Here is an 18878-nt window from a genome sequence, read left to right as displayed (position 1 = left end):
ACGGTGCCAAACTTAAGTCAATTGATACATAAGCAATGTTCTAAAAGGTTGATGGAATGACATTATTAAATACCATTGTTGATTATATTCAGCAACGAAAAGAAACAAAGCTAGAACCATTACAAAAGGCATTAAATAATGTCTTAGATAAAAGTGAAGACCTTATTGAAATTACTGAGGCGAAAGCTACTTATGCAGAAGCAGCTGCACCGATAGAAGCATCATTTGTCCCTGATGTTTGGCTTTCTGATGCAGCAAAACGAGCAAAACAGACAAGTCTTGCTACCCATGCAGCAAAGTTTACTCACAGTGATGCCAAAGCCAGTAGTATGCTGGTGACCGAACAGTGGAATGATTCAAACTATTTGGTGACAGCATCTTTAACTAAGAAAGCAATTGATGCAGTAGGTAATGCCGCCGCTTTAGACGTTGCAAGATTACTCAAGCTAGAGTGTGATGGTGAAAGCTTAATTACTCAATTACAGCAAGGTCACATTAATGCATTGGGTCCTCTTGCTAGCGATGAGGAGCAGTTACAAGAGTGGAAATCTGGTTTTGAACAAGCCCTTGGTGATACAAAGCTATCTAGTCATACTTTAAGTAAGCAATTGTATTTTCCTTTAATTGGCGAAGATAAAACGTCAGTTGAATATCATCTGTTATGCCCTCTTTTTTCATCATCCCTAGCGCATGAGTTATATCATGAAGTAAGACGAACTCGATATGGCGATTCAAAAGAGATCCGTGATGCAAGAAAAGCAGATAAGTATCATGAAAATCTGGATGAACGTTTCCTTAATCTTGCTGTGCAAAATTTTGGTGGTTCTAAACCTCAGAATATTTCGCAATTAAATAATGAACGTCATGGACAAACCTTTTTATTACATTGCGCGCCACCGAATTGGAAGCGTATCGCTTCGCCGCCAGTCAGTAGTTCAAGTCTATTTGGTCGTGAGTTAAGTTTCAAAACGGCATCATTGACACGTGACTTTCGATTGTTTCTTGAAAACCTAAGAGAAGATGATCGCAATGTACATGTACGTCGTCAGCGAGATAATGCCTATCTTTTACCAATAATAGACACAGTATTAAATCATGTAGCTGTCATTCAAATGATGACAGATGATGCAGGTTGGTCAAATAGTGATGAATGTAAAATGAAGCCCAATCATGCATTGTGGCTAGATGTTTATAACAGCGATGAAACCTTTCAACAGAGTCGTAAAAAAGGCGATTGGTTAACTCTTATCGCTACTGATTTTGCAGGTTGGTTAACTCATAAATTAAAGGGTAATAAAGAGAAATATATTTTGAGTGATATTGAACATGCTTATTTTTCAAAGCTGTTTTTACATCAGCTAAAGCACTTTGAACGTTCGACACCAAAATTAAGGGAGTTGTAATATGAGTCGATATTTGTTGCTAAAAGACATTAGTGTGCAGAATGCTAATGCCATTGCAGGCTTAACTTATGGTTTCCCTGCCATAACGAATTTTTTGGGATTTGCTCACGCGCTATCACGTAAGTTACCTTCTGAGTTATCTACCACATTAGGAGGCGTTGCGGTGATCAGTCATGAAAATATTGTTCACGCAAGGCAACCTCAAGAGTGGGGAGATTATGTCTTTGCGTTAACACGTAATCCGTTAACTCAAAAGGGAGCAACTGCCCCAATTAATGAAGAAGGTCGTATGAACATGACAATCTCTCTATTGATTGAGGTACATGGTTTACTGGGTGGCGCAATAGAACAGGAAAACTCATTAGTTAATAGTGTGAAACATCTTATTCCTAGGTTAAGAATTGCGGGTGGTCAAATTATTCAAATTGGATCTATATCGCTGACTAACAAAGGTGATGATAAAAAAGTATTACGTCGTTTAATGCCGGGGTTTGTTCTATTAGATCGTAGTGACTATTTAACTGAGCACGTTAAAAATCAAAATGAACAAGATGATCAATGTACCGTATTTGATGCGTGGTGTGATTTTTACAAATTAAAATATCAAGCGATTCGCGTAGAAAGTGATATAGAAGACCAAGAAGAACTAAGCAATAAAGCAAAGTGGGATTTTGTGCCAAAACCTAAAATGGGTTATTTGGTGCCAATTATGTCGGGCTATTGTGCTATCTCGCCTCTTTATGAAGCCGGTAAGGTTGAAAAGGTTCGAGATACGACTGTTCCGGTTGTTTTTGCAGAGGCAGCTTATGGTATTGCTGAATGGATGAGTCCGCACCGTTTAGCAAACATAGATAATGCAATTTGGCGTTATGAGCATTGTGAACCTTGGTATGTAGCCAAAACAAACCCGTTTATAGACCCTATCATTAAGCTTTCTATAGATGAGCTTGATGAAGATGACGAAGAAATTTAGATTATAAAACAGAGAGAATTTAAAATGGCTAAAACAAACTTAAAAACACCGTCAGTCCTAGCATTTGAAGCAAAATTACTTCCATCTGATGCATTGATGTTTGCAGGTAACTGGCAGCAGCAAGAATGGACACCAATTATGGTGGGAGAAAAAGCCGTGCGCGGTACGATTTCAAATCGCTTAAAAGCAGCAATGGCAAATGATCCAACTAAATTAGATGCGGAAGTATCTAAAGCAAACTTGCAAACGGTTGACATTGCAGCCTTAAATCATCAAACAGATACATTAAAAGTACAGTTTACCTTGCGTGTATTGAGTGATTTACAAGTGCCATCTACCTGTAATCATCCAGAGTATCAAGCCGCATTAGCGGAGAAAATTGAGATTTACCAACAGGAAGAAGGCTTTACTGAGTTAGCAAAGCGTTATGCTCAGAATATTGCTAATGGTCGTTTCTTGTGGCGCAACCGTGTTGGTGCCGAGAATGTTGTAGTAAAAGTAACAGCAGAAGGAAAAGAATTTACGTTTGATAGTCATGATTTCAATTTACGTAGTTTTGATAACAACCCGTCGGTTGATGAACTAGCAGTGATTATTGAAAAAGGTCTCGTTGAGGATCATGCACTAATCAAAGTCGAAGCATTTACACACTTAGGTGAAGGCCAAGCAGTGTATCCATCACAGGAATTAGTGATGGGTGGCGAAAAAGGAGACAAGAGCAAATTCTTGTATCAATTAAATGGTCAAGCGGCAATGCACTCGCAAAAAATTGGTAATGCATTACGCACGATTGATACTTGGCATCCGGCTTTTGAAGAGGTTGGACCAATTGCGGTTGAACCATACGGCTCGGTAACTAATCGCGGTGCTGCGTATCGTCAACCAAAAGAGAATAACGATTTTTATAAATTGTTGGATGGTTGGATGTTAAAAGATAAACAACCAGAGAAAGAGCAACAACATTATATTATGGCGATGTTGATCCGCGGTGGCGTGTTTGGTGAGTAGAGGTGATCATGAAATTTTACTGTGATATTAAAGTATTACCTGATCCAGAAGCATCAGAGCCTGTACTCATTAGTAATTTGATGGCGAAATTACATCGAGCTTTGGTGGAGTTAAAAGAAGTTAATATTGGAGTTAGCTTTCCAAATGTGGGTAAAACGCTAGGGGATACGTTACGTCTGCACGGTGATGAGGCCCATTTAAAACAGTTATTTGACTTAAATTGGCTTAAAGGTTTACGTGATTATTGCACTCAAACATTAACTTTAATGGTGCCAGAAGAGTGTCAATATCGTTGCGTAAAACGTAAACAAGCTAAAAGTGCGGACAATAAACGCAAGCGTTCTATTGCTAAGGGTTGGCTTAGTGCAGAAGAAGCGACATTGAAAATTGGCAATGAACAGCAAACATTGCTGAGCTTACCATTTGTTCAATTAAAAAGTTCATCGACAGGGCAGGTGATGAAGCTGTTTATTGAGCATGGAAGTTTGCAAGATAAGGAAGTTGCAGGGCAGTTTACTCGTTATGGGTTAAGTTCATTGGCAACGGTTCCCTGGTTTTAACCAAAAATACCAAAAAATTGCTCTTTAAAAACGAGTCAATAAAATCAGTAAGTTACAATAGGTATAAGAAATTAGGTAAAAATGGGTATTTTTACTTATCTACTTGTTGTAACTTATTTTTGTGCTGATATTCTATGTTCACTGCCGCACAGGCAGCTTAGAAATCTAATATGTAATCGACAACGCCAACATAAGGGTTCACTGCCGCACAGGCAGCTTAGAAATGAAAGCACTAAAATTAAAGGTTTCCCCCTCAGTTCACTGCCGCACAGGCAGCTTAGAAAGGCACTGGAGAATGAATCATCCATGTTTGACAGTTCACTGCCGCACAGGCAGCTTAGAAATTATGGCTTGCTTGATAACCCAGACAAAATAAGTTCACTGCCGCACAGGCAGCTTAGAAAAATCAGGGTGTGTATCACTTTCTTGATTGTCGGTTCACTGCCGCACAGGCAGCTTAGAAATTAGTGGTAACAAGTGAGGGACGGCCTAACTGGTTCACTGCCGCACAGGCAGCTTAGAAATTGCGCCGCATCGATACCAGGTAAATCATCCAGTTCACTGCCGCACAGGCAGCTTAGAAATCTTAATATTTCTCTTATCGTCGGGAATGTTAGTTCACTGCCGCACAGGCAGCTTAGAAAGATTACCGCCATGTTTGGTAATTGCTATGTTTGTTCACTGCCGCACAGGCAGCTTAGAAATCATCAAAAAGACCAACTTCGCGAACAAACCAGTTCACTGCCGCACAGGCAGCTTAGAAAAAACGGACAAATAGAATATAAACCAGCATGAAGTTCACTGCCGCACAGGCAGCTTAGAAATATAAAAAAGCATCGCTCGCCTTTTACTAGAAGTTCACTGCCGCACAGGCAGCTTAGAAATGTTACTGACTTGTATTCGGCGTCTTTGTATGGTTCATTGCCGCACAGGCAGCTTAGAAAATCACTATCACAACCGTCCTCATCAAGATCAAGTTCACTGCCGCACAGGCAGCTTAGAAAGATCCCTGTGCCTGTTGGTTATCAACCTGAGAGTTCACTGCCGCACAGGCAGCTTAGAAATGAATAGAGTAAAAACAACAAATGCCCCTTTGGTTCACTGCCGCACAGGCAGCTTAGAAAAACAAGGAAGATGAAGCAGCCTTTAATGATGTGTTCACTGCCGCACAGGCAGCTTAGAAAAAAAGGAAATATTGCAGTTCATCATTAGCTTTGTTCACTGCCGCACAGGCAGCTTAGAAATGCTTTGATTAATTTTATTGATGTGGCTTTACGTTCACTGCCGCACAGGTAGCTTAGAAAGTAAGGGGTTATCGGCTCATTTGGATATATTGGTTCACTGCCGCACAGGCAGCTTAGAAATGACAGGTAATTAAAGCTAAAAGTAATATGATGTTCACTGCCGCACAGGCAGCTTAGAAAATAACATGGTATAAATAATAATTAGAAATCAAGTTCACTGCCGCACAGGCAGCTTAGAAATCAAAGAATTAAAGTGCTGATTGCCCGTAAACGTTCACTGCCGCACAGGCAGCTTAGAAAATTAACGGAAACCCAAAAGGCGTTGTTTACTCGTTCACTGCCGCACAGGCAGCTTAGAAAAGTACTGACTGTCGTCTCTGAAATCCCAATCGGTTCACTGCCGCACAGGCAGCTTAGAAAATTGCGATATTGTACAATGCGTCACTCAAGCCGTTCACTGCCGCACAGGCAGCTTAGAAATTTATTGCATTCAAAATATTACCTTCCTTATTGTTCACTGCCGCACAGGCAGCTTAGAAAATTACTATCAGTTAATATGGTGTTTATTGATAGTTCACTGCCGCACAGGCAGCTTAGAAAAAGAGGAATATCAATAAAGACACATCGATCGGGTTCACTGCCGCACAGGCAGCTTAGAAAATGCTAGGCGGTTGTACTCTTGCATAGAGATCGTTCACTGCCGCACAGGCAGCTTAGAAACTCCTGATGACGTACTAATGACGCTATTTAACGTTCACTGCCGCACAGGCAGCTTAGAAATTTTTGATAAAAAAAAAGAAAGCAGCAGTTAAGTTCACTGCCGCACAGGCAGCTTAGAAATTCAAAGGGCATATCAGCTTTTGGATCAAAATGTTCACTGCCGCACAGGCAGCTTAGAAACTGAGAATTTTGCAAGAGAATGGTTAATTTCAGTTCACTGCCGCACAGGCAGCTTAGAAACACCTATAAAAAAGTAAACCATGCTTTTTAATGTTCACTGCCGCACAGGCAGCTTAGAAAGCAACTTGGGATATGGTGCTTAATGGGGTGACGTTCACTGCCGCACAGGCAGCTTAGAAACGGCCCTGAGAGCCGGCATAAAACAAGCGGCAGTTCACTGCCGCACAGGCAGCTTAGAAATTGGGAATGGACCATAACATATCATCAAGATCGTTCACTGCCGCACAGGCAGCTTAGAAAAGTAGACGCACCAGTTTCACTGTCAATAGCGCGTTCACTGCCGCACAGGCAGCTTAGAAATGTCGCCACATCTTCACCACGGCTGGTTAACTGTTCACTGCCGCACAGGCAGCTTAGAAATATGCGTGCCGTAAACTTCAAGCACTGGGAAGGTTCACTGCCGCACAGGCAGCTTAGAAATAGCTTGAGGGATATTAGATAATGATTACAAAGTTCACTGCCGCACAGGCAGCTTAGAAAAATCTAACTCTAAAACATCGAGCTTAGTTAAAGTTCACTGCCGCACAGGCAGCTTAGAAAGCGCACCCTCAAGTGAAAACACGTATAGTTTGAAAGGGTCATATTTCGATGGAAGAGTTAAATAAATGATAATAAATAGGACGGGGAAAACTAACCCCCCGGCTATCGTTTAGGGTGATTAACATCTCGTTGAGCTTCATACTGCAGAAATCGAGAAAGCCTATATACAAACTTGTTTTTCTAAACTAATAAATAAAGGTTTAACCAACTTGGCTTCATCTTGGTAACGATTACGTGTGTCCCAAAGATCAACTGAGTGCTGAATGTTCAACCAAAACTCTGGGGTGTTACCAAAGGCGGCCGCTAACTTTATTGCAAGGGGTGCGGTTAAAATCCCACCATTAAGTAAATTGCTTACCGTGTTGCGATGAACCCCTATCGCTTCAGATAATGCTTTCGATGTAATGTCCATTGGTTCTAAGAATTCAATCTTAAGCATCTCACCAACGCTTACTGGGCGGCGTTTTGTTTTGCGCATACACTTACCTTAATACTTATGAGGGTCTAAATAGGTATGTAAAGCCACACCATCTACCCATTGAAAAATTAAACGATATTGTTTGTTCACTCGGATAGAGCACCAACCTTTCAGGTTGCCTTCTAGGTGCTCAAATCGATTACCTGGTGGGATCCTCAAATCAACTTCAGATTGAGCGGCATCTAGGATCTCTAACTTTCTATATAAAGCATTTTCAATATTGTTAGGGATTAAACGATGGCGTTTATCTTCTTCGTAAAATTCCTCTAACCACTTTACTTTAAATTCTAATGACATTTACGTTGCACTGCTTGGTTGTGCATCAATAAGGTAATAGTAACGCACAGCATCAATGTGCGCAAGTTAAGGTGTGTACATTGAGATTGGTCGATCCAACGACAATAATCTCTGGGCGATTTAACCGGCTTTTTGTCGCAAGCTCCTCCCATCGATAACGTGATGCCGTATTTAAGCAAGCTTAATCGTCCTCTACGCTCCTGATAGACAATCCTTATCGCAATATCAAAAAAGAGAAAATCAAGAGCCAAAATCAACATCAAGGGCGTTCTCTTCTGTATCTAAAGTGTTTGTAATCGTCGCTATCACTTTCATGAATCATTGTTTCCTATGTGTGTGTTTTCACATTCGCCTCGCAACTTCCTGTAAATCGTTTCTCACCACAACCTATTGGTCAAGGGTATATAAACGCTACGCGCCCTTGCCCAATAGAACGATGGCAAGAAATCGAACAGTCAGGCGAAACGAAGATGAAAACTCACTCAAACATAGGAAAACAGCCATGACTCATTCAATAGCTATCAACTCAACAATCACTAAAGAAACAGAAGCGATGCAAGCAAAGGCAGGCTCAAGCAAAAATGAAATTATTCAGAGCAAAGAGCAACGCATTGACCCTATTCCATTCTTTTTAGGTACGGTGGTTTTGACGCAAGGGATTACTATTTTATGCGAGGGTAAACACGAAGCAATGGATGAATTTGTTAAACGTCACGCGTTATGCGATTGGGGCACAACGGCGGCGGAAGATGGCGAGCTTAATAATGAAGCGACCCATAACGGAGAGCGCATTATGTCACAGTACGATTTTCAAGAGACAACCATTTGGATCATTACTGAGCATGATCGCCGTGTGACGACCATTTTATTGCCAAGTGAATATTAATTAACTTCATCCTTTAAACCGCCCATAAAGGGCGGTATAATAAGTTCAATGATTAGGAAGCATCTTATGTTTACTGAAAATGAAAAAACAACCCTTGCTCAAGCCGCTGCGATTATTGAAACAAAAATCCGTACGACGCCTGAGCTAACGACTTCTGATTTAGCAATTGAATTTTGTACTAATCGATTAGTACATAAAGAGCATGAAGTATTCGGTATTTTGTTATTGGATAATCAGCACCGTTTAATTGAGTTTGTAGAGCATTGTGTTGGGACGATCGACAGTGCGTCAGTGTATCCACGTGAAGTGGTTAAATTAGCATTACATTATAATGCCGCCGCCGTGATATTTACACACAATCATCCTTCTGGCATTGCGGAGCCGAGTCAATCCGACCGAAAAATAACGGCTCGATTGTCGGATGCATTAGCATTAATTGACGTTAGAGTGCTTGATCATTTTGTTATTGGGTGCGGTGAGACGGTCGCTTTCTCTAAAAGAGGATGGATTTAATCGTCAGGTTTGACGATTAAATAGTGTAGGGCTGCAAAGCAGCCCATTTATACAACAATGGACAATTATTATGAGTAAAATTAAAGCGGGTTATCTCACAGAACCCCCTGTTACTGTTGAAGCCTTTCGCAATCGTCCGTGCTCATTACCAATAACAGATCAAAATCATGTACCGCCTACACCTGAAGAGGTGAGATCGTTACGTCAGCTTTTAGGCTTTACACAGAGTCGAGTCGGGGCATTAGTGGGGCGATCTTATAATGACAAAGGCTGTAAAGCGGTTAGGCGTTGGGAAAGCAATATTGAAAGTAAAGAATATCGACCTATTAATTACAGTGCCTGGCAGCTTATGTTATTAGCGGCCGAGGTCATTTTTCTTGATGAAATAATTGAAGCTTCAGAGCAATATAGATTAGGGTGTCATATTAAGGGAGAGATGAACGATGACAATTGATCAAAAAATTTCAGATTATTTACCCGAGTATTATCCAGAAAATCAAACCTGCGAAAGAGTGCAGGGTTATTTTATCAGTCCTAAGTTAAGGGATGATTTTGATAGCACACCCAATGAAGATCGCCATTCATTGGAGTTAGAACACTGGTTTGGGCGTCCATACATTGATATTGAAGAGTTTACCTTTGGAACCTATCAAGATTACGTGACGCGAATGAGTCAGTTTAGGTGCGAACTTGAAATTGAGTCGGAAACTGAGTTCTATGAGAGTCAGCAGCGGAGTAAAGAAAGTTGGTTTACAGCATGGCCAACAGGTAAACGTTTTGAATCCCGTTGTCTTACTGGAGGTGCATGGGATCGCTCTAGTACTCTAGGAATGTTTGCGACTCTTGATGAAGCGATTGCTCGATGCAAACAAGACATTATTTTATTTGGCTAGGTTAAATTAAGAGGTGATCGAGATGTCACGCGCATTACTGGACGAAACGGTGCTTAAATTTATAGATGCGAAGTTATCCATCGAGGGTCGTATCACCTCAACAGAGGTGATACGCGCATTTGGTTTAGGTCGTCAAAAAATTAGCTCTCTATTTACTCAGTATCGAGGGTTGTGTCCTAACAATATGCACCATGATGTGAGTTTGAGATGCTACGTACGTGGTGATAAATTCAAAGCAAAGTTACTTACTAACAAAACGCCGGAAGATTACCTACAGGCTGTTGAAGTCATATTCGGCGAGCAGGAAGGCTAAAGATGAGTGAGACTGTCGAAAAAATCAAATGGTTTCGTGCCACAATAAAAGACGTCCGCGAGAATTTTAAGCAGCCTTTGGGCCATCCATGTTTAATTGCACAATTGGACGTTTGTGAGAAATTCATGGCTGAAAATAATGATAAGTCGATTTGGGGATCATATGGACGGGGCTCAGTTCGGCATTTCACGAACGATTTACGTAGGACGTTGATTGAGGGGGAATGGAGGGATGGTAGTGATTTTTCTGACTCGCCTCTTTTCTTTGGGTGGTCAATAAAGCAAATAGAAAAAACAATGATTGATGATGCGATCTCTATCCCTGAGCTGGTGATGGGGGCATATGATCATTATCAATGCCACAAGCAGCTTTTCGACTTCTATTAAAGGGAGAAGATGAGTGATGATAAGGGTAAGTCATTGTACCGACTGATAGACGGTACAATGTCATAAATAAAAAATACGATCTTTTAATAGCCTATTTTTTACTAATGTTTTTCTTCAGCGGACAATCCATTCTAGATTGATTGCTTTTTAAATCCTATGCATTCACCGCTTCTTTTAATGCTTTACCGGCTTTAAATGCCGGTGCATTGCTTGCGGCAATTTGAATGGTATCGCCTGTTTTAGGATTGCGACCTTCACGCGCCGCTCGCGGGTTGACTTTAAATGTGCCAAATCCAATCAACGTGACTTCTTCACTGTCTTTTAATGCGTTAGTAATGATTTCTACAGTGGCATTTAACGCCGCTGTTGCTTCTTGTTGTGATAAATCCGCGATATCTGCAATGTGTGTTGCTAAGTCTTTCTTGTTCATGCTTATATTTCCTATAGATAAACGATCATTCGTATTCAATGGCCATTATCGTAAATGAAAACCATTTACTCTCAGTCAACATTGAGTTAAATCAGTCCCAGTGTTGGTTGGGGGAAGCCATTACGGTTAATGGTAGACGAGTTTTTGTAAATGATGACGTCATTGTGCGTTAATTAAATGACTTAAATCGTTACTTTTAATACTTATTTAAGGTGTTTTCATTTCCGAAAAAGGATTTTCCCCCTTGCTGTGTTAGTTCTCTGATAACGCCTATCCAGTCTCCACGGTTAGCGAATTTGAGCCGTCATATTTCTCAGCGAAAAGTTAAATAAAGTGCCAATGTCAGAACTCACGTTAAACGTTTTTACTGCTTTTATTTCACTACCTTTTTGGGGGGGTCTGCTTGTATAGCCTTGTTATATGTTGGCTAATCATGCTGAAATTTACAATTCAACCTGTTAGATTTTACGGTAGAAAGAGAAGGCGTATAAGAATAGATTAGATAATGCAACCAGGAACAACCTATTAAGACTACTATTTTTTTAGACAGGTAATCTCTCATGCGTAGTGGTTTTTTGGCTCAGTCTATACTGAGCCATTTTTTTTATTTATTAAATAAAAATGAAATATTCGAGAGCTTAAACGCTGACTTTAAAAATGCGTCCTTTGAAGCAATGATTGGATCGGGAAAAAGTAGTTACGGCACAATTATCATTAGATGACGTCGATACAGACTCCGTAATAAGTACGTAACCAGAACCATTAATTTTGGTGTTTTCACATAATCTTTAATCCTGTTGATAAAGCGAATTCCTGCATTTTATGGTTTTTTATTGCCTAATTTTCATACTCTAATATAATGAAAGGGCAATACAACGCGTATTGCTGTCTTTGGACTTAGCTGTCACTCATAATTTGAGTGGCATAAAAGCCCTCAGACTATGATTGATAACTCCGTTTATCAATCCACCAATCTTAAAGGTGACATTATGCTCACTTCATCAATTGTTCCTGTAAAGGAGCGTCTTGCGTTTTTACCATCAATTACGACACAATTTCTGAGCTTTGAAGTCACACTATTCTCATTTGCAGAGAAGTACTCAAAGGATTATCAAGGAGCTCATTGGCAGTTTGTGTCTCTGAGTAATGGTGGGAAGTTTATGTACCCCGACCTTGGTAAGTCTGTTAGAGCGGTTAATTCTTATAATGAAATAGACGTTACGTTTAGCTCAGAGGCTTACGGTATTTGCATTACGCTGATGGCGTTAAGTCAATTTACGGCGATGGCTCATCGTAATGACGATGAAGAAGACAATGAACGCTTGTACGCGCTTTACCACCAATTACGTGATTATGCGTTAATGCATGAAGACGCTGAGTTTATTTTAGCGTTTATTGATTAACCTAACACCCCACTATTTTTCCATTTCTACAACGACTGCATTAGCGCTCTAAAGCGCGTTCCACATTTGCCAATTTAATTGGCGAATGCCCGTTGAATTGGTTCATTCCATTGCTATCAATTCAACGAAAGGAAACGTCCTTATGAAGACGCACACTAAAAATAAACCGGATTTTTACCAACAAATTACCAATCAAATCATTGAAGCGCTTGAGTCTGGTGTTAAACCTTGGGTTTGCCCTTGGGATAAAACAGAGCAATCGGGTATGCCATCCAATGCAAGTACAGGGGCAGAGTATAACGGCATGAATATTATGTTGTTATGGATGAGCGCCACTATGCAGAGCTTTTCGTCGTCATCTTGGATGACTTTTAAGCAAGCAAAAGCAAAGGGCGGTCAGGTTCGCAAAGGGGAAAAAGGCACTCATATCTTTTTTTACAATATGATTGAAAAAACAGATAAGGGTACTGATGAAGTAGAACGCTATGCGATGTTAAAAACCTACAGTGTTTTTAATATTGACCAAATAGACGGGTTACCAGAGTCAATGCATTGCCCTGTTGTGGCAACCAATGATGAGGAACCGGTTCGCTCATTAGAGCACGTTGAACGCTTCCTTCATGCAACCGGTGCGAATATCGTTTATAACGGGCAACGCGCTTTCTATCGCCCATCTACGGATGAAATAGTGATACCTGATTTACATCGGTTCTCGACCACAGAAGATGCTTATGCGACGACATTGCATGAGCTGACTCATTGGACGGGGCACAAAAGCCGATTAGAGCGTAAAAATGGCAATGCATTTGGCTCTAAAGACTATGCGTTTGAAGAGTTAATTGCTGAATTGGGAAGTGTTTTTCTCATGGCTGATTTAGGCATTGTGGGTGAGGTTCAACATGAATCTTATATCGCTAATTGGTTGACGGCATTGAAAGATGACAAACGTTATATTTTCAAAGCAGCAAGTCAAGCCAGTAAAGCGCATCAATTTTTACGAAATGTAGTTGACCATCATAATGCAGATAAAGCGGCATGATACGGTTGCTATCACTAAGTTTACTATCCCAAGGAATATCCTTTGGGGTGTTTCTTTTTATTGCTTTAGGAGAAACACAAAATGACGATACGTTCTATTTCAGAAGATGTTCAAGAAGATGTGGATTGCTTTCATTGTGGTACTGATTATGGTGTTATTTATAAAAACCATGAGACTGGTATTGAAAGTTTTGATTGCAACTATTGTGGTTTATCTGCTGAATATCCACTGTGATAACACAAAAATGCCCCATGATACTTTGTATCATGGGGCGTATTTATTATTAATTACAGCGCTCTTTAATTATTGTATTTGTATTACCTTGTAGTTTCTCTATGCGTTGCGCTCGTGTACATTCCCATGCTGACACTGGGTATTGTTTATCCCAAGCATTCATCAGTTGTCTTTGTGATTTGCTCATTTTATAGCGAGGGTAGGCGCTTTCCATATACATATAGCTACGAGCGATGCGTCCACGAGCATTCTCCGGTGGCTCTGCTTTTTTATTATCAATTTTCATTTTACATGCCCCAAAATCGGACGTTTCACCTGGTAGCATGACAAAATTATAATTACTTCTCATCGCATTGACTGAGCCGATAGCAGGATAAAGGTTGTACATATCAGATTGCATTAAACGATATTCGTCATTTGTTTTTTCTGCGCATCGACGGCCTTTAAATACTTTTCCTTTGTTAGTGACGCACGCTTTATTGCCGTCTCGCCATTCCGAGAACGTTCGACCAAAGTTTTCCGCTGGAACGACGTGCTCCCATTCGACTCGCTTTGAGCGTTTTAGGTATTTTTCAGAGTCAAACCCTGACGGTAAGGTAATGTTTTTCTTTGCATCGAATGTCGCATCACAATAAATGGTGGTCCTATGATCGAAATACACACTTTTTTCTAATGTTTTTTTGCTTTACTGAAAGAATCTATGGTTGTATTTCCACCCGCAAAGGCATGGAAAGAGATAAATAATGAAGAGATAATAAGGATCTTATTCATAGGAAACCTGCCGCCTAATTGTGGCTATTATTAAATAAAAAAAGCCATGCTTCGGTTAGAAACATGACTTGGTATTATCGATTTTTATTGCGAATGTATAATAAGACAGTTGGGTTTTTTATGTGGTTATTAGGTGTTTTTTTGTGCACCTTTGCTCAAACTTTATAATTCCCCTTTATCTCTATCAGGTTTGCCGTCTTTATCAAAGAAACGAACCTTACAGCTCGGGAAACCGGTGCATCCCCACCAGAATGAACCCGCCTTTTTGGCGGGCTTTCTGGCTAATGGTTTTGAACATTGCTTACAAAACTCAGTTTCACTGATGGCCCCAAACTTTTCAGCGTTCGAGGGACCGGTTTTCTTTTTTGGTGTCGGGTTAAAATCAGGTTTCCCCTTCTTATCTTGAAACGCGGTTTTACAATCAGGAAAGCGATTGCACGCATGAAATACGCCATTCTTTCCTTTGCGTTTGGTGATGCTTCCTTTTTGGCAGGTAGGGCAGACAATTCGCTCAGCTGCAGTGATGTCCACACCGTTGTCTTTCACCAATTGAACTTGCGTTTCCAAGTACGCATCGATGTAACCAACAAAGGTTTTTGTATCAAGCTCGCCTTTTTTAATACTGGCTTGATAATCTGCCCACAGTGCCGATGTATCTGGAGTAATGATCTCTTCTGGCAATAAGGCGCAGAACTCTTGTCCTGCGGTTGTGGTTTTATACACTTTTTCTTTATAGCCTTTTTCGGCGACGACACTCACAAGGTGCGTGTTTCCTTGTATCTTGGTTAAGTGCGAAGCACGAGTCGCTTCGGTACCAATCGAGCCATGCTCTGATTTGTTGCCTTTGTCTTTTTCCTCCAGGGCTTTTTTTAGAATAGGATCGCTTACGTACTTAGCGGCATTACTCATGGCGGCCAATAGGGTTGATTCTGTAAAAAACTTAAGGGGTTTGGTCTTTTTCTTATCGATAGTGACCAATTCACACGTGCCTTCACCGCCTTCTTGCAAGCTCGCTAAATCAAGGGTGTTTTCGTTGGCTTCATCGTTGTATTCCCCTTTATAAAGTACCTCCCATCCTTGTTTATCAAGGGTGGTTTGTGTGGCCACAAACACCTGTTGACCACAATGTATTGTGGCTTTAACTTTATCTCGACTTGATGGCGGATAGAAAAGTGCAATAAACGACGTGGCCACAAGGCGGTACACATTGCTTTCTTTTTCAGAAAGCGTACAGGCATGGCCATTTTTCTCTGTAGGGATAATGGCGTGGTGCGCTGTAATATTCCCATTATTAAACGCACTGTGTTTTACGCTTAGGTCGGCGTCTGAAAGTAACGAGGCTAATGTGGTATCGGTTTGGGTAATCGCCTCAATAATATCCCCTGCTTTTTGCAGATGGGCGTCAGATAGATAACGACAATCTGAGCGCGGGTAGGTTAATAATTTATGGGTTTCATACAGTTTTTGAACAACATTAAGGGTTTCAGTGGCAGTGTAGCCCCATTTTTTTGCACAGGTTTGTTGTAAGGTGGACAGATTAAAAGGCAGTGGGGCTGCCTTTGATTCTTTTTTACTTTCGATTGAATGAATGTGTGACGACTTTCCATCACAAACCTCTTTAAGTAGGGCTGCATCGAGCTCAGCAATGAGTCGGTTTTTCTCATCCAATTCACTGCTGCTTGAATTGGGAATTAACCTGGCATGAAGTGTGTGGCCAGCAATCGAAAATTGACCATTGAGTAAGTAGTAAAAAGACTCACTGTGATTCAAATTAGCAAGGGTGCGTTGATTGATTAGCCCATAAAGCGCACTTTGGACTCGACCTACGTTTAATACGCTCTCAAATCCTTTCTCACGCGCTTTGAGTGTGTAAGCTCGCGTTAGGTTGTAACCAAACAGTTGATCACCAATAGAGCGGGCAAGGGCGCTTTGAGTGAGGTGTTGAAACTCATTGTTAGGGCGAAGGGTGTTTATCGCGTCTTTAACCGGCTTTTCATTTAAATCTGAAATGAGTACCCGTGATACCGGCTTGGTGTTATCCACATACGTTAATATTTCATCGATTAATAAATTGCCTTCTTCATCGGGATCCCCTGCATGAACAATCGAGTCTGCCTCTTTTATCAGTTTTTTAATTACGTTGAATTGAGTTTGCGTCTTTTTAATGACTTTCATTTTGGGTGGGTAAGTGGCTTTAATCGGTAAATCGTCCAGCGTCCACTTCTTGTATTTTGGATCGTAGTCTTCTGGATCGAATAATTCGAGCATGTGGCCATAACACCAAGTGACAATGTCACTTCCTGTTTGATAGTAACCGGCTTTCTTGTCGGTTTTTGGGTTTCCGTTTAGGCCAATACAAATGGCTTCGGCCAGGCTTGGTTTTTCAGCGATAAATACGCGCATGGGGTGTCCTTAATTTTTAGTCAGCAAAAAGGCACTTAACTTGATGAGTGAAGTGCCTTAATGAAAAAAGTGAGAGGGTTAGGTAATGACGAGTGTTTTCATCTCATCAAGAGTGAATATATGAAACGTACTTCTGTGCTCATCAGTCAGGGTTATTCGTGAGCCGTTCATGTTGACGTAAGTGATGTTGTTGAAGCGGTTAGTGAGGGCAATTTTGGTTTTTATGTCAGGCACGACATAAATAACTTTTATCCAATAGTCGTCTTTTTTTGCAAGCAAATGACTCTTTATTATTTCTTGGTATCGAGGTTTGGTTTTTAAGGTTCGCTCGGTTTCAATCGCAATGGTGTGTCCATTGGGGGCAACAATCAGGGCGTCAGGTCGGTGAGGCACAGGGTATTTTTTTCTAAATGAATATCGGTCGGCATTTTGCCAATTCGTCCACCCTTTACGCTCTAAGTAAATACGAACTTCTTGGTTCATTAAATGATGAACCATGGTCCATGTTTTTATTTTTGAGGGTTCAAAGTGTTGAAAGTCTTCGGTATCGCCGGACTCAACGGCTTCGGTCATTCCTTCACCGGTTATGCCCCATACTTTGACTTGGATGTCCCTAAACCCATATTCAAACTTTTCGATAAAACCATGTTTTTTCATTTTTCTTAGTAAGCGGTCTAATGGTGCTCTATTTTTATAGCTCAATAACAACATCAGGTTAGTGAAGTCACTGTAGGTTTCTTGTTTTAAAAAAGTTAAGACTTGCGTGAATTTTTCTGCATTTCGTGATGTTCTTTTTTTTGGATCGCTAATTATCATGCCTCATCCTTTTTCTAATTGTGTTTTTCTGAGTTGATGAAATTCAATGCATGTTTTGTTGAGCTTCATTAGCAAGACGGTGAGATCGTTTAATGCCCCATTTTGGTACGCTTGTTTTTGCTCTTTATTCAGCTCGCCATTAAATAACGCTTTGTTGAGTTCAATGATGAAGGCATCGGTGGCAAGGAATATTTTTACGAGCATGGTGTTTTGAGGGCTGAGCTTGTCCTGAACAAGATTTAAGTCGTATTCGTTGCTGGGCTCAAACACGCGAAGCTCAATGGGGTCGATGCTTTCTTTAAATTGAGCGGTGTTTTTTTTGATCGAGAGGCGAAACGCACGAAGATCATCCCCGACTTTTTCGATGACTTTTTTTGCAAAGACGGTGGGCAGTGTGTGATCGTTTTTGGTTGAAAAGGCGTACACCGAAAACAAACTGCTGAAAATAAATTGCCCATCTATTGGTTTTCTTTTTGATGCTGACGCTAATAAATCATGTTGCCACAGTAAGGCCAGTTTTTTGTTATGAAATTTCATGGGGAAGGTTCCTTTACGTTAGTTGCTTAAATAATTCGTTGGCTTTATTTTCTGATTCTTCTTTCAATAATTCAGTGGGGCTGTCTTCTGACGTGACGACGCCAAAGCCAAAGCTCTTTTTCTCTTTGGGATCGTCTTTATTTAAGTCTTGCTCACTTTGACATTCATCGGTTTCCTGTTGGGGCGCTGATTCGGTGAGTGACTTCTCTGGGGAGGATGAGAGGTTGTCTTCGGTTTCTTTTGAATCAATACTAAATTCCGCCTTGTCTGTTTTGTCTAGCGGGGTTTTGGGTTTGATTTCTTTTTGCTCTGGCATTGTGTGGTATTTCAATGTTTCCTTTTTTACTTTGATAGGTGATATTAACGACGGTCTTGGGGGCTCGCTTGGGGTGAAAATATAACTGACGCCATTAGGCAAACTTTGCAACATGTTGGTGTCTACAAAATAACGTTCAGCAAGGCGAACACTGCGATCTGTTGAGACGTTTTCAGTGAGCACTCGACTGCTTTCTATTTGTCTAGTTTCATCATCCACTAAAATAGTGCCTGACATTTTTGAGACCCATTCGGCGGTTTCGGGATCTTGAAGTTTGTACACCAATTTGAACTTGGTATTTTCAACCACGGCACCGACAACGGCATCGCCATTTAAGTCGGCGGGGCAGTCTTTTAAATCGGCCACCGATTGATGATCCATGATGATATGAATGCCTTTATCTCGTGCGGCCCCTAATCCTTCGATGGCCGCTTTTGATAAGTGGTATTTCAGCTCGGCTAAAAAAATGGCGATG

The 18878-nt window shown here is 40.8% G+C and carries 21 protein-coding genes and 1 CRISPR repeat array; of the genes, 13 read left to right on the top strand and 8 right to left on the bottom strand.

The annotated features are described in order from the left end of the window. Window positions 1-56: 56 nt before the first annotated feature. Genes csy1 through cas6f form a run of 4 tightly spaced genes read left to right on the top strand, consistent with a single transcriptional unit; the run spans window position 57 to window position 3944 of the window. Complete coding sequence (csy1, locus tag AACV33_RS00970; protein ID WP_182699673.1) at window positions 57-1403, top strand: type I-F CRISPR-associated protein Csy1; 1347 nt, start codon at window positions 57-59, stop codon at window positions 1401-1403. A 1-nt stretch (window position 1404) separates the two neighbouring features. Next, window positions 1405-2376 (top strand): type I-F CRISPR-associated protein Csy2, encoded by a 972-nt coding sequence (csy2, locus tag AACV33_RS00965; RefSeq protein WP_182699672.1) that lies wholly within the window; start codon window positions 1405-1407, stop codon window positions 2374-2376. A 24-nt stretch (window positions 2377-2400) separates the two neighbouring features. Further along, the gene (gene csy3 / locus AACV33_RS00960) at window positions 2401-3384 is read left to right on the top strand and encodes a type I-F CRISPR-associated protein Csy3 (protein ID WP_182699671.1); all 984 of its coding nucleotides are present in this window, start codon (window positions 2401-2403) and stop codon (window positions 3382-3384) included. Between the two features lie 8 nt (window positions 3385-3392). Further along, entirely contained in the window at window positions 3393-3944 is a 552-nt protein-coding gene (gene cas6f, locus AACV33_RS00955; RefSeq protein ID WP_182699670.1) for a type I-F CRISPR-associated endoribonuclease Cas6/Csy4, read from the top strand. Between the two features lie 136 nt (window positions 3945-4080). Next, window positions 4081-6688: direct repeats of the CRISPR family, unit length 28 nt; unit sequence GTTCACTGCCGCACAGGCAGCTTAGAAA. Between the two features lie 160 nt (window positions 6689-6848). Here cas6f and AACV33_RS00950 read toward each other — a convergent pair. After that, entirely contained in the window at window positions 6849-7166 is a 318-nt protein-coding gene (locus AACV33_RS00950) for a HigA family addiction module antitoxin (protein ID WP_182699669.1), read from the bottom strand. A 9-nt stretch (window positions 7167-7175) separates the two neighbouring features. Then, window positions 7176-7463, bottom strand: a complete 288-nt coding sequence (locus tag AACV33_RS00945) for a type II toxin-antitoxin system RelE/ParE family toxin (protein WP_182699668.1) — start codon at window positions 7461-7463, stop codon at window positions 7176-7178. Between the two features lie 502 nt (window positions 7464-7965). On the opposite strand from AACV33_RS00945, the gene AACV33_RS00940 reads away from it, so the two are divergent. From AACV33_RS00940 to AACV33_RS00915, 6 genes are all read left to right on the top strand, one after another. Further along, entirely contained in the window at window positions 7966-8349 is a 384-nt protein-coding gene (locus AACV33_RS00940; protein ID WP_255458499.1) for a type I restriction endonuclease subunit M, read from the top strand. A gap of 66 nt (window positions 8350-8415) precedes the next feature. Then, entirely contained in the window at window positions 8416-8862 is a 447-nt protein-coding gene (gene radC, locus AACV33_RS00935; protein ID WP_255458498.1) for a RadC family protein, read from the top strand. Window positions 8863-8932: 70 nt separating this feature from the next. Then, the gene (locus AACV33_RS00930) at window positions 8933-9316 is read left to right on the top strand and encodes a helix-turn-helix domain-containing protein (protein WP_182699665.1); all 384 of its coding nucleotides are present in this window, start codon (window positions 8933-8935) and stop codon (window positions 9314-9316) included. Further along, a complete protein-coding gene (locus tag AACV33_RS00925) occupies window positions 9306-9755 on the top strand; it encodes a hypothetical protein (protein WP_182699664.1) in 450 nt (149 codons plus the stop codon). Before AACV33_RS00930 ends, AACV33_RS00925 begins: the two co-directional genes overlap by 11 nt. Before the next feature lie 22 nt (window positions 9756-9777). Beyond that, on the top strand, window positions 9778-10068 hold the full coding sequence (locus AACV33_RS00920; protein WP_012548868.1) for a hypothetical protein: 291 nt from the start codon (window positions 9778-9780) through the stop codon (window positions 10066-10068). Between the two features lie 2 nt (window positions 10069-10070). After that, window positions 10071-10454, top strand: coding sequence for a hypothetical protein (locus tag AACV33_RS00915; protein ID WP_255458497.1), 384 nt, complete (start codon window positions 10071-10073; stop codon window positions 10452-10454). A gap of 154 nt (window positions 10455-10608) precedes the next feature. Here the strand turns inward: AACV33_RS00915 and AACV33_RS00910 are convergent, their stop codons facing one another. Continuing rightward, window positions 10609-10884 (bottom strand): HU family DNA-binding protein, encoded by a 276-nt coding sequence (locus tag AACV33_RS00910; RefSeq protein WP_182699663.1) that lies wholly within the window; start codon window positions 10882-10884, stop codon window positions 10609-10611. Between the two features lie 989 nt (window positions 10885-11873). On the opposite strand from AACV33_RS00910, the gene AACV33_RS00905 reads away from it, so the two are divergent. The 3 genes from AACV33_RS00905 (at window position 11874) to AACV33_RS00895 (ending at window position 13560) form a co-directional block, all read left to right on the top strand. Beyond that, window positions 11874-12287 carry an antirestriction protein gene (locus AACV33_RS00905; protein WP_182699662.1) on the top strand — a complete coding sequence of 138 codons (414 nt, stop codon included), beginning with the start codon at window positions 11874-11876 and terminating at the stop codon, window positions 12285-12287. Between the two features lie 142 nt (window positions 12288-12429). Then, window positions 12430-13326 (top strand): ArdC family protein, encoded by an 897-nt coding sequence (locus tag AACV33_RS00900; RefSeq protein ID WP_182699661.1) that lies wholly within the window; start codon window positions 12430-12432, stop codon window positions 13324-13326. 81 nt (window positions 13327-13407) lie between these two features. Continuing rightward, entirely contained in the window at window positions 13408-13560 is a 153-nt protein-coding gene (locus AACV33_RS00895) for a hypothetical protein (protein WP_182699660.1), read from the top strand. Between the two features lie 49 nt (window positions 13561-13609). On the opposite strand, the gene AACV33_RS00890 is transcribed toward AACV33_RS00895, so the two are convergent. The 5 genes from AACV33_RS00890 to AACV33_RS00870 form a co-directional block, all read right to left on the bottom strand. Further along, window positions 13610-14221 carry an endonuclease gene (locus AACV33_RS00890; protein WP_339379713.1) on the bottom strand — a complete coding sequence of 204 codons (612 nt, stop codon included), beginning with the start codon at window positions 14219-14221 and terminating at the stop codon, window positions 13610-13612. A gap of 272 nt (window positions 14222-14493) precedes the next feature. Beyond that, complete coding sequence (locus AACV33_RS00885; protein WP_182699659.1) at window positions 14494-16734, bottom strand: DNA topoisomerase 3; 2241 nt, start codon at window positions 16732-16734, stop codon at window positions 14494-14496. Between the two features lie 78 nt (window positions 16735-16812). Continuing rightward, a complete protein-coding gene (gene mobC / locus AACV33_RS00880) occupies window positions 16813-17550 on the bottom strand; it encodes a MobC family replication-relaxation protein (protein WP_182699658.1) in 738 nt (245 codons plus the stop codon). A gap of 3 nt (window positions 17551-17553) precedes the next feature. Then, on the bottom strand, window positions 17554-18087 hold the full coding sequence (locus tag AACV33_RS00875) for a hypothetical protein (RefSeq protein ID WP_182699657.1): 534 nt from the start codon (window positions 18085-18087) through the stop codon (window positions 17554-17556). 13 nt (window positions 18088-18100) lie between these two features. Beyond that, window positions 18101-18878, bottom strand: a 778-nt coding sequence (locus AACV33_RS00870) for a TraM recognition domain-containing protein (protein WP_182699656.1), incomplete at its 5' end; no start/stop codon positions are given.

The sequence above is a fragment of the Aliivibrio sp. SR45-2 genome, assembly GCF_963890165.1.
GTDB classification, from domain to species: Bacteria; Pseudomonadota; Gammaproteobacteria; order Enterobacterales; family Vibrionaceae; genus Aliivibrio; species Aliivibrio salmonicida.
The sequence above is the reverse complement of the archived record's forward strand: the minus strand, read 5'-3'. Positions and strand labels throughout refer to the sequence as shown.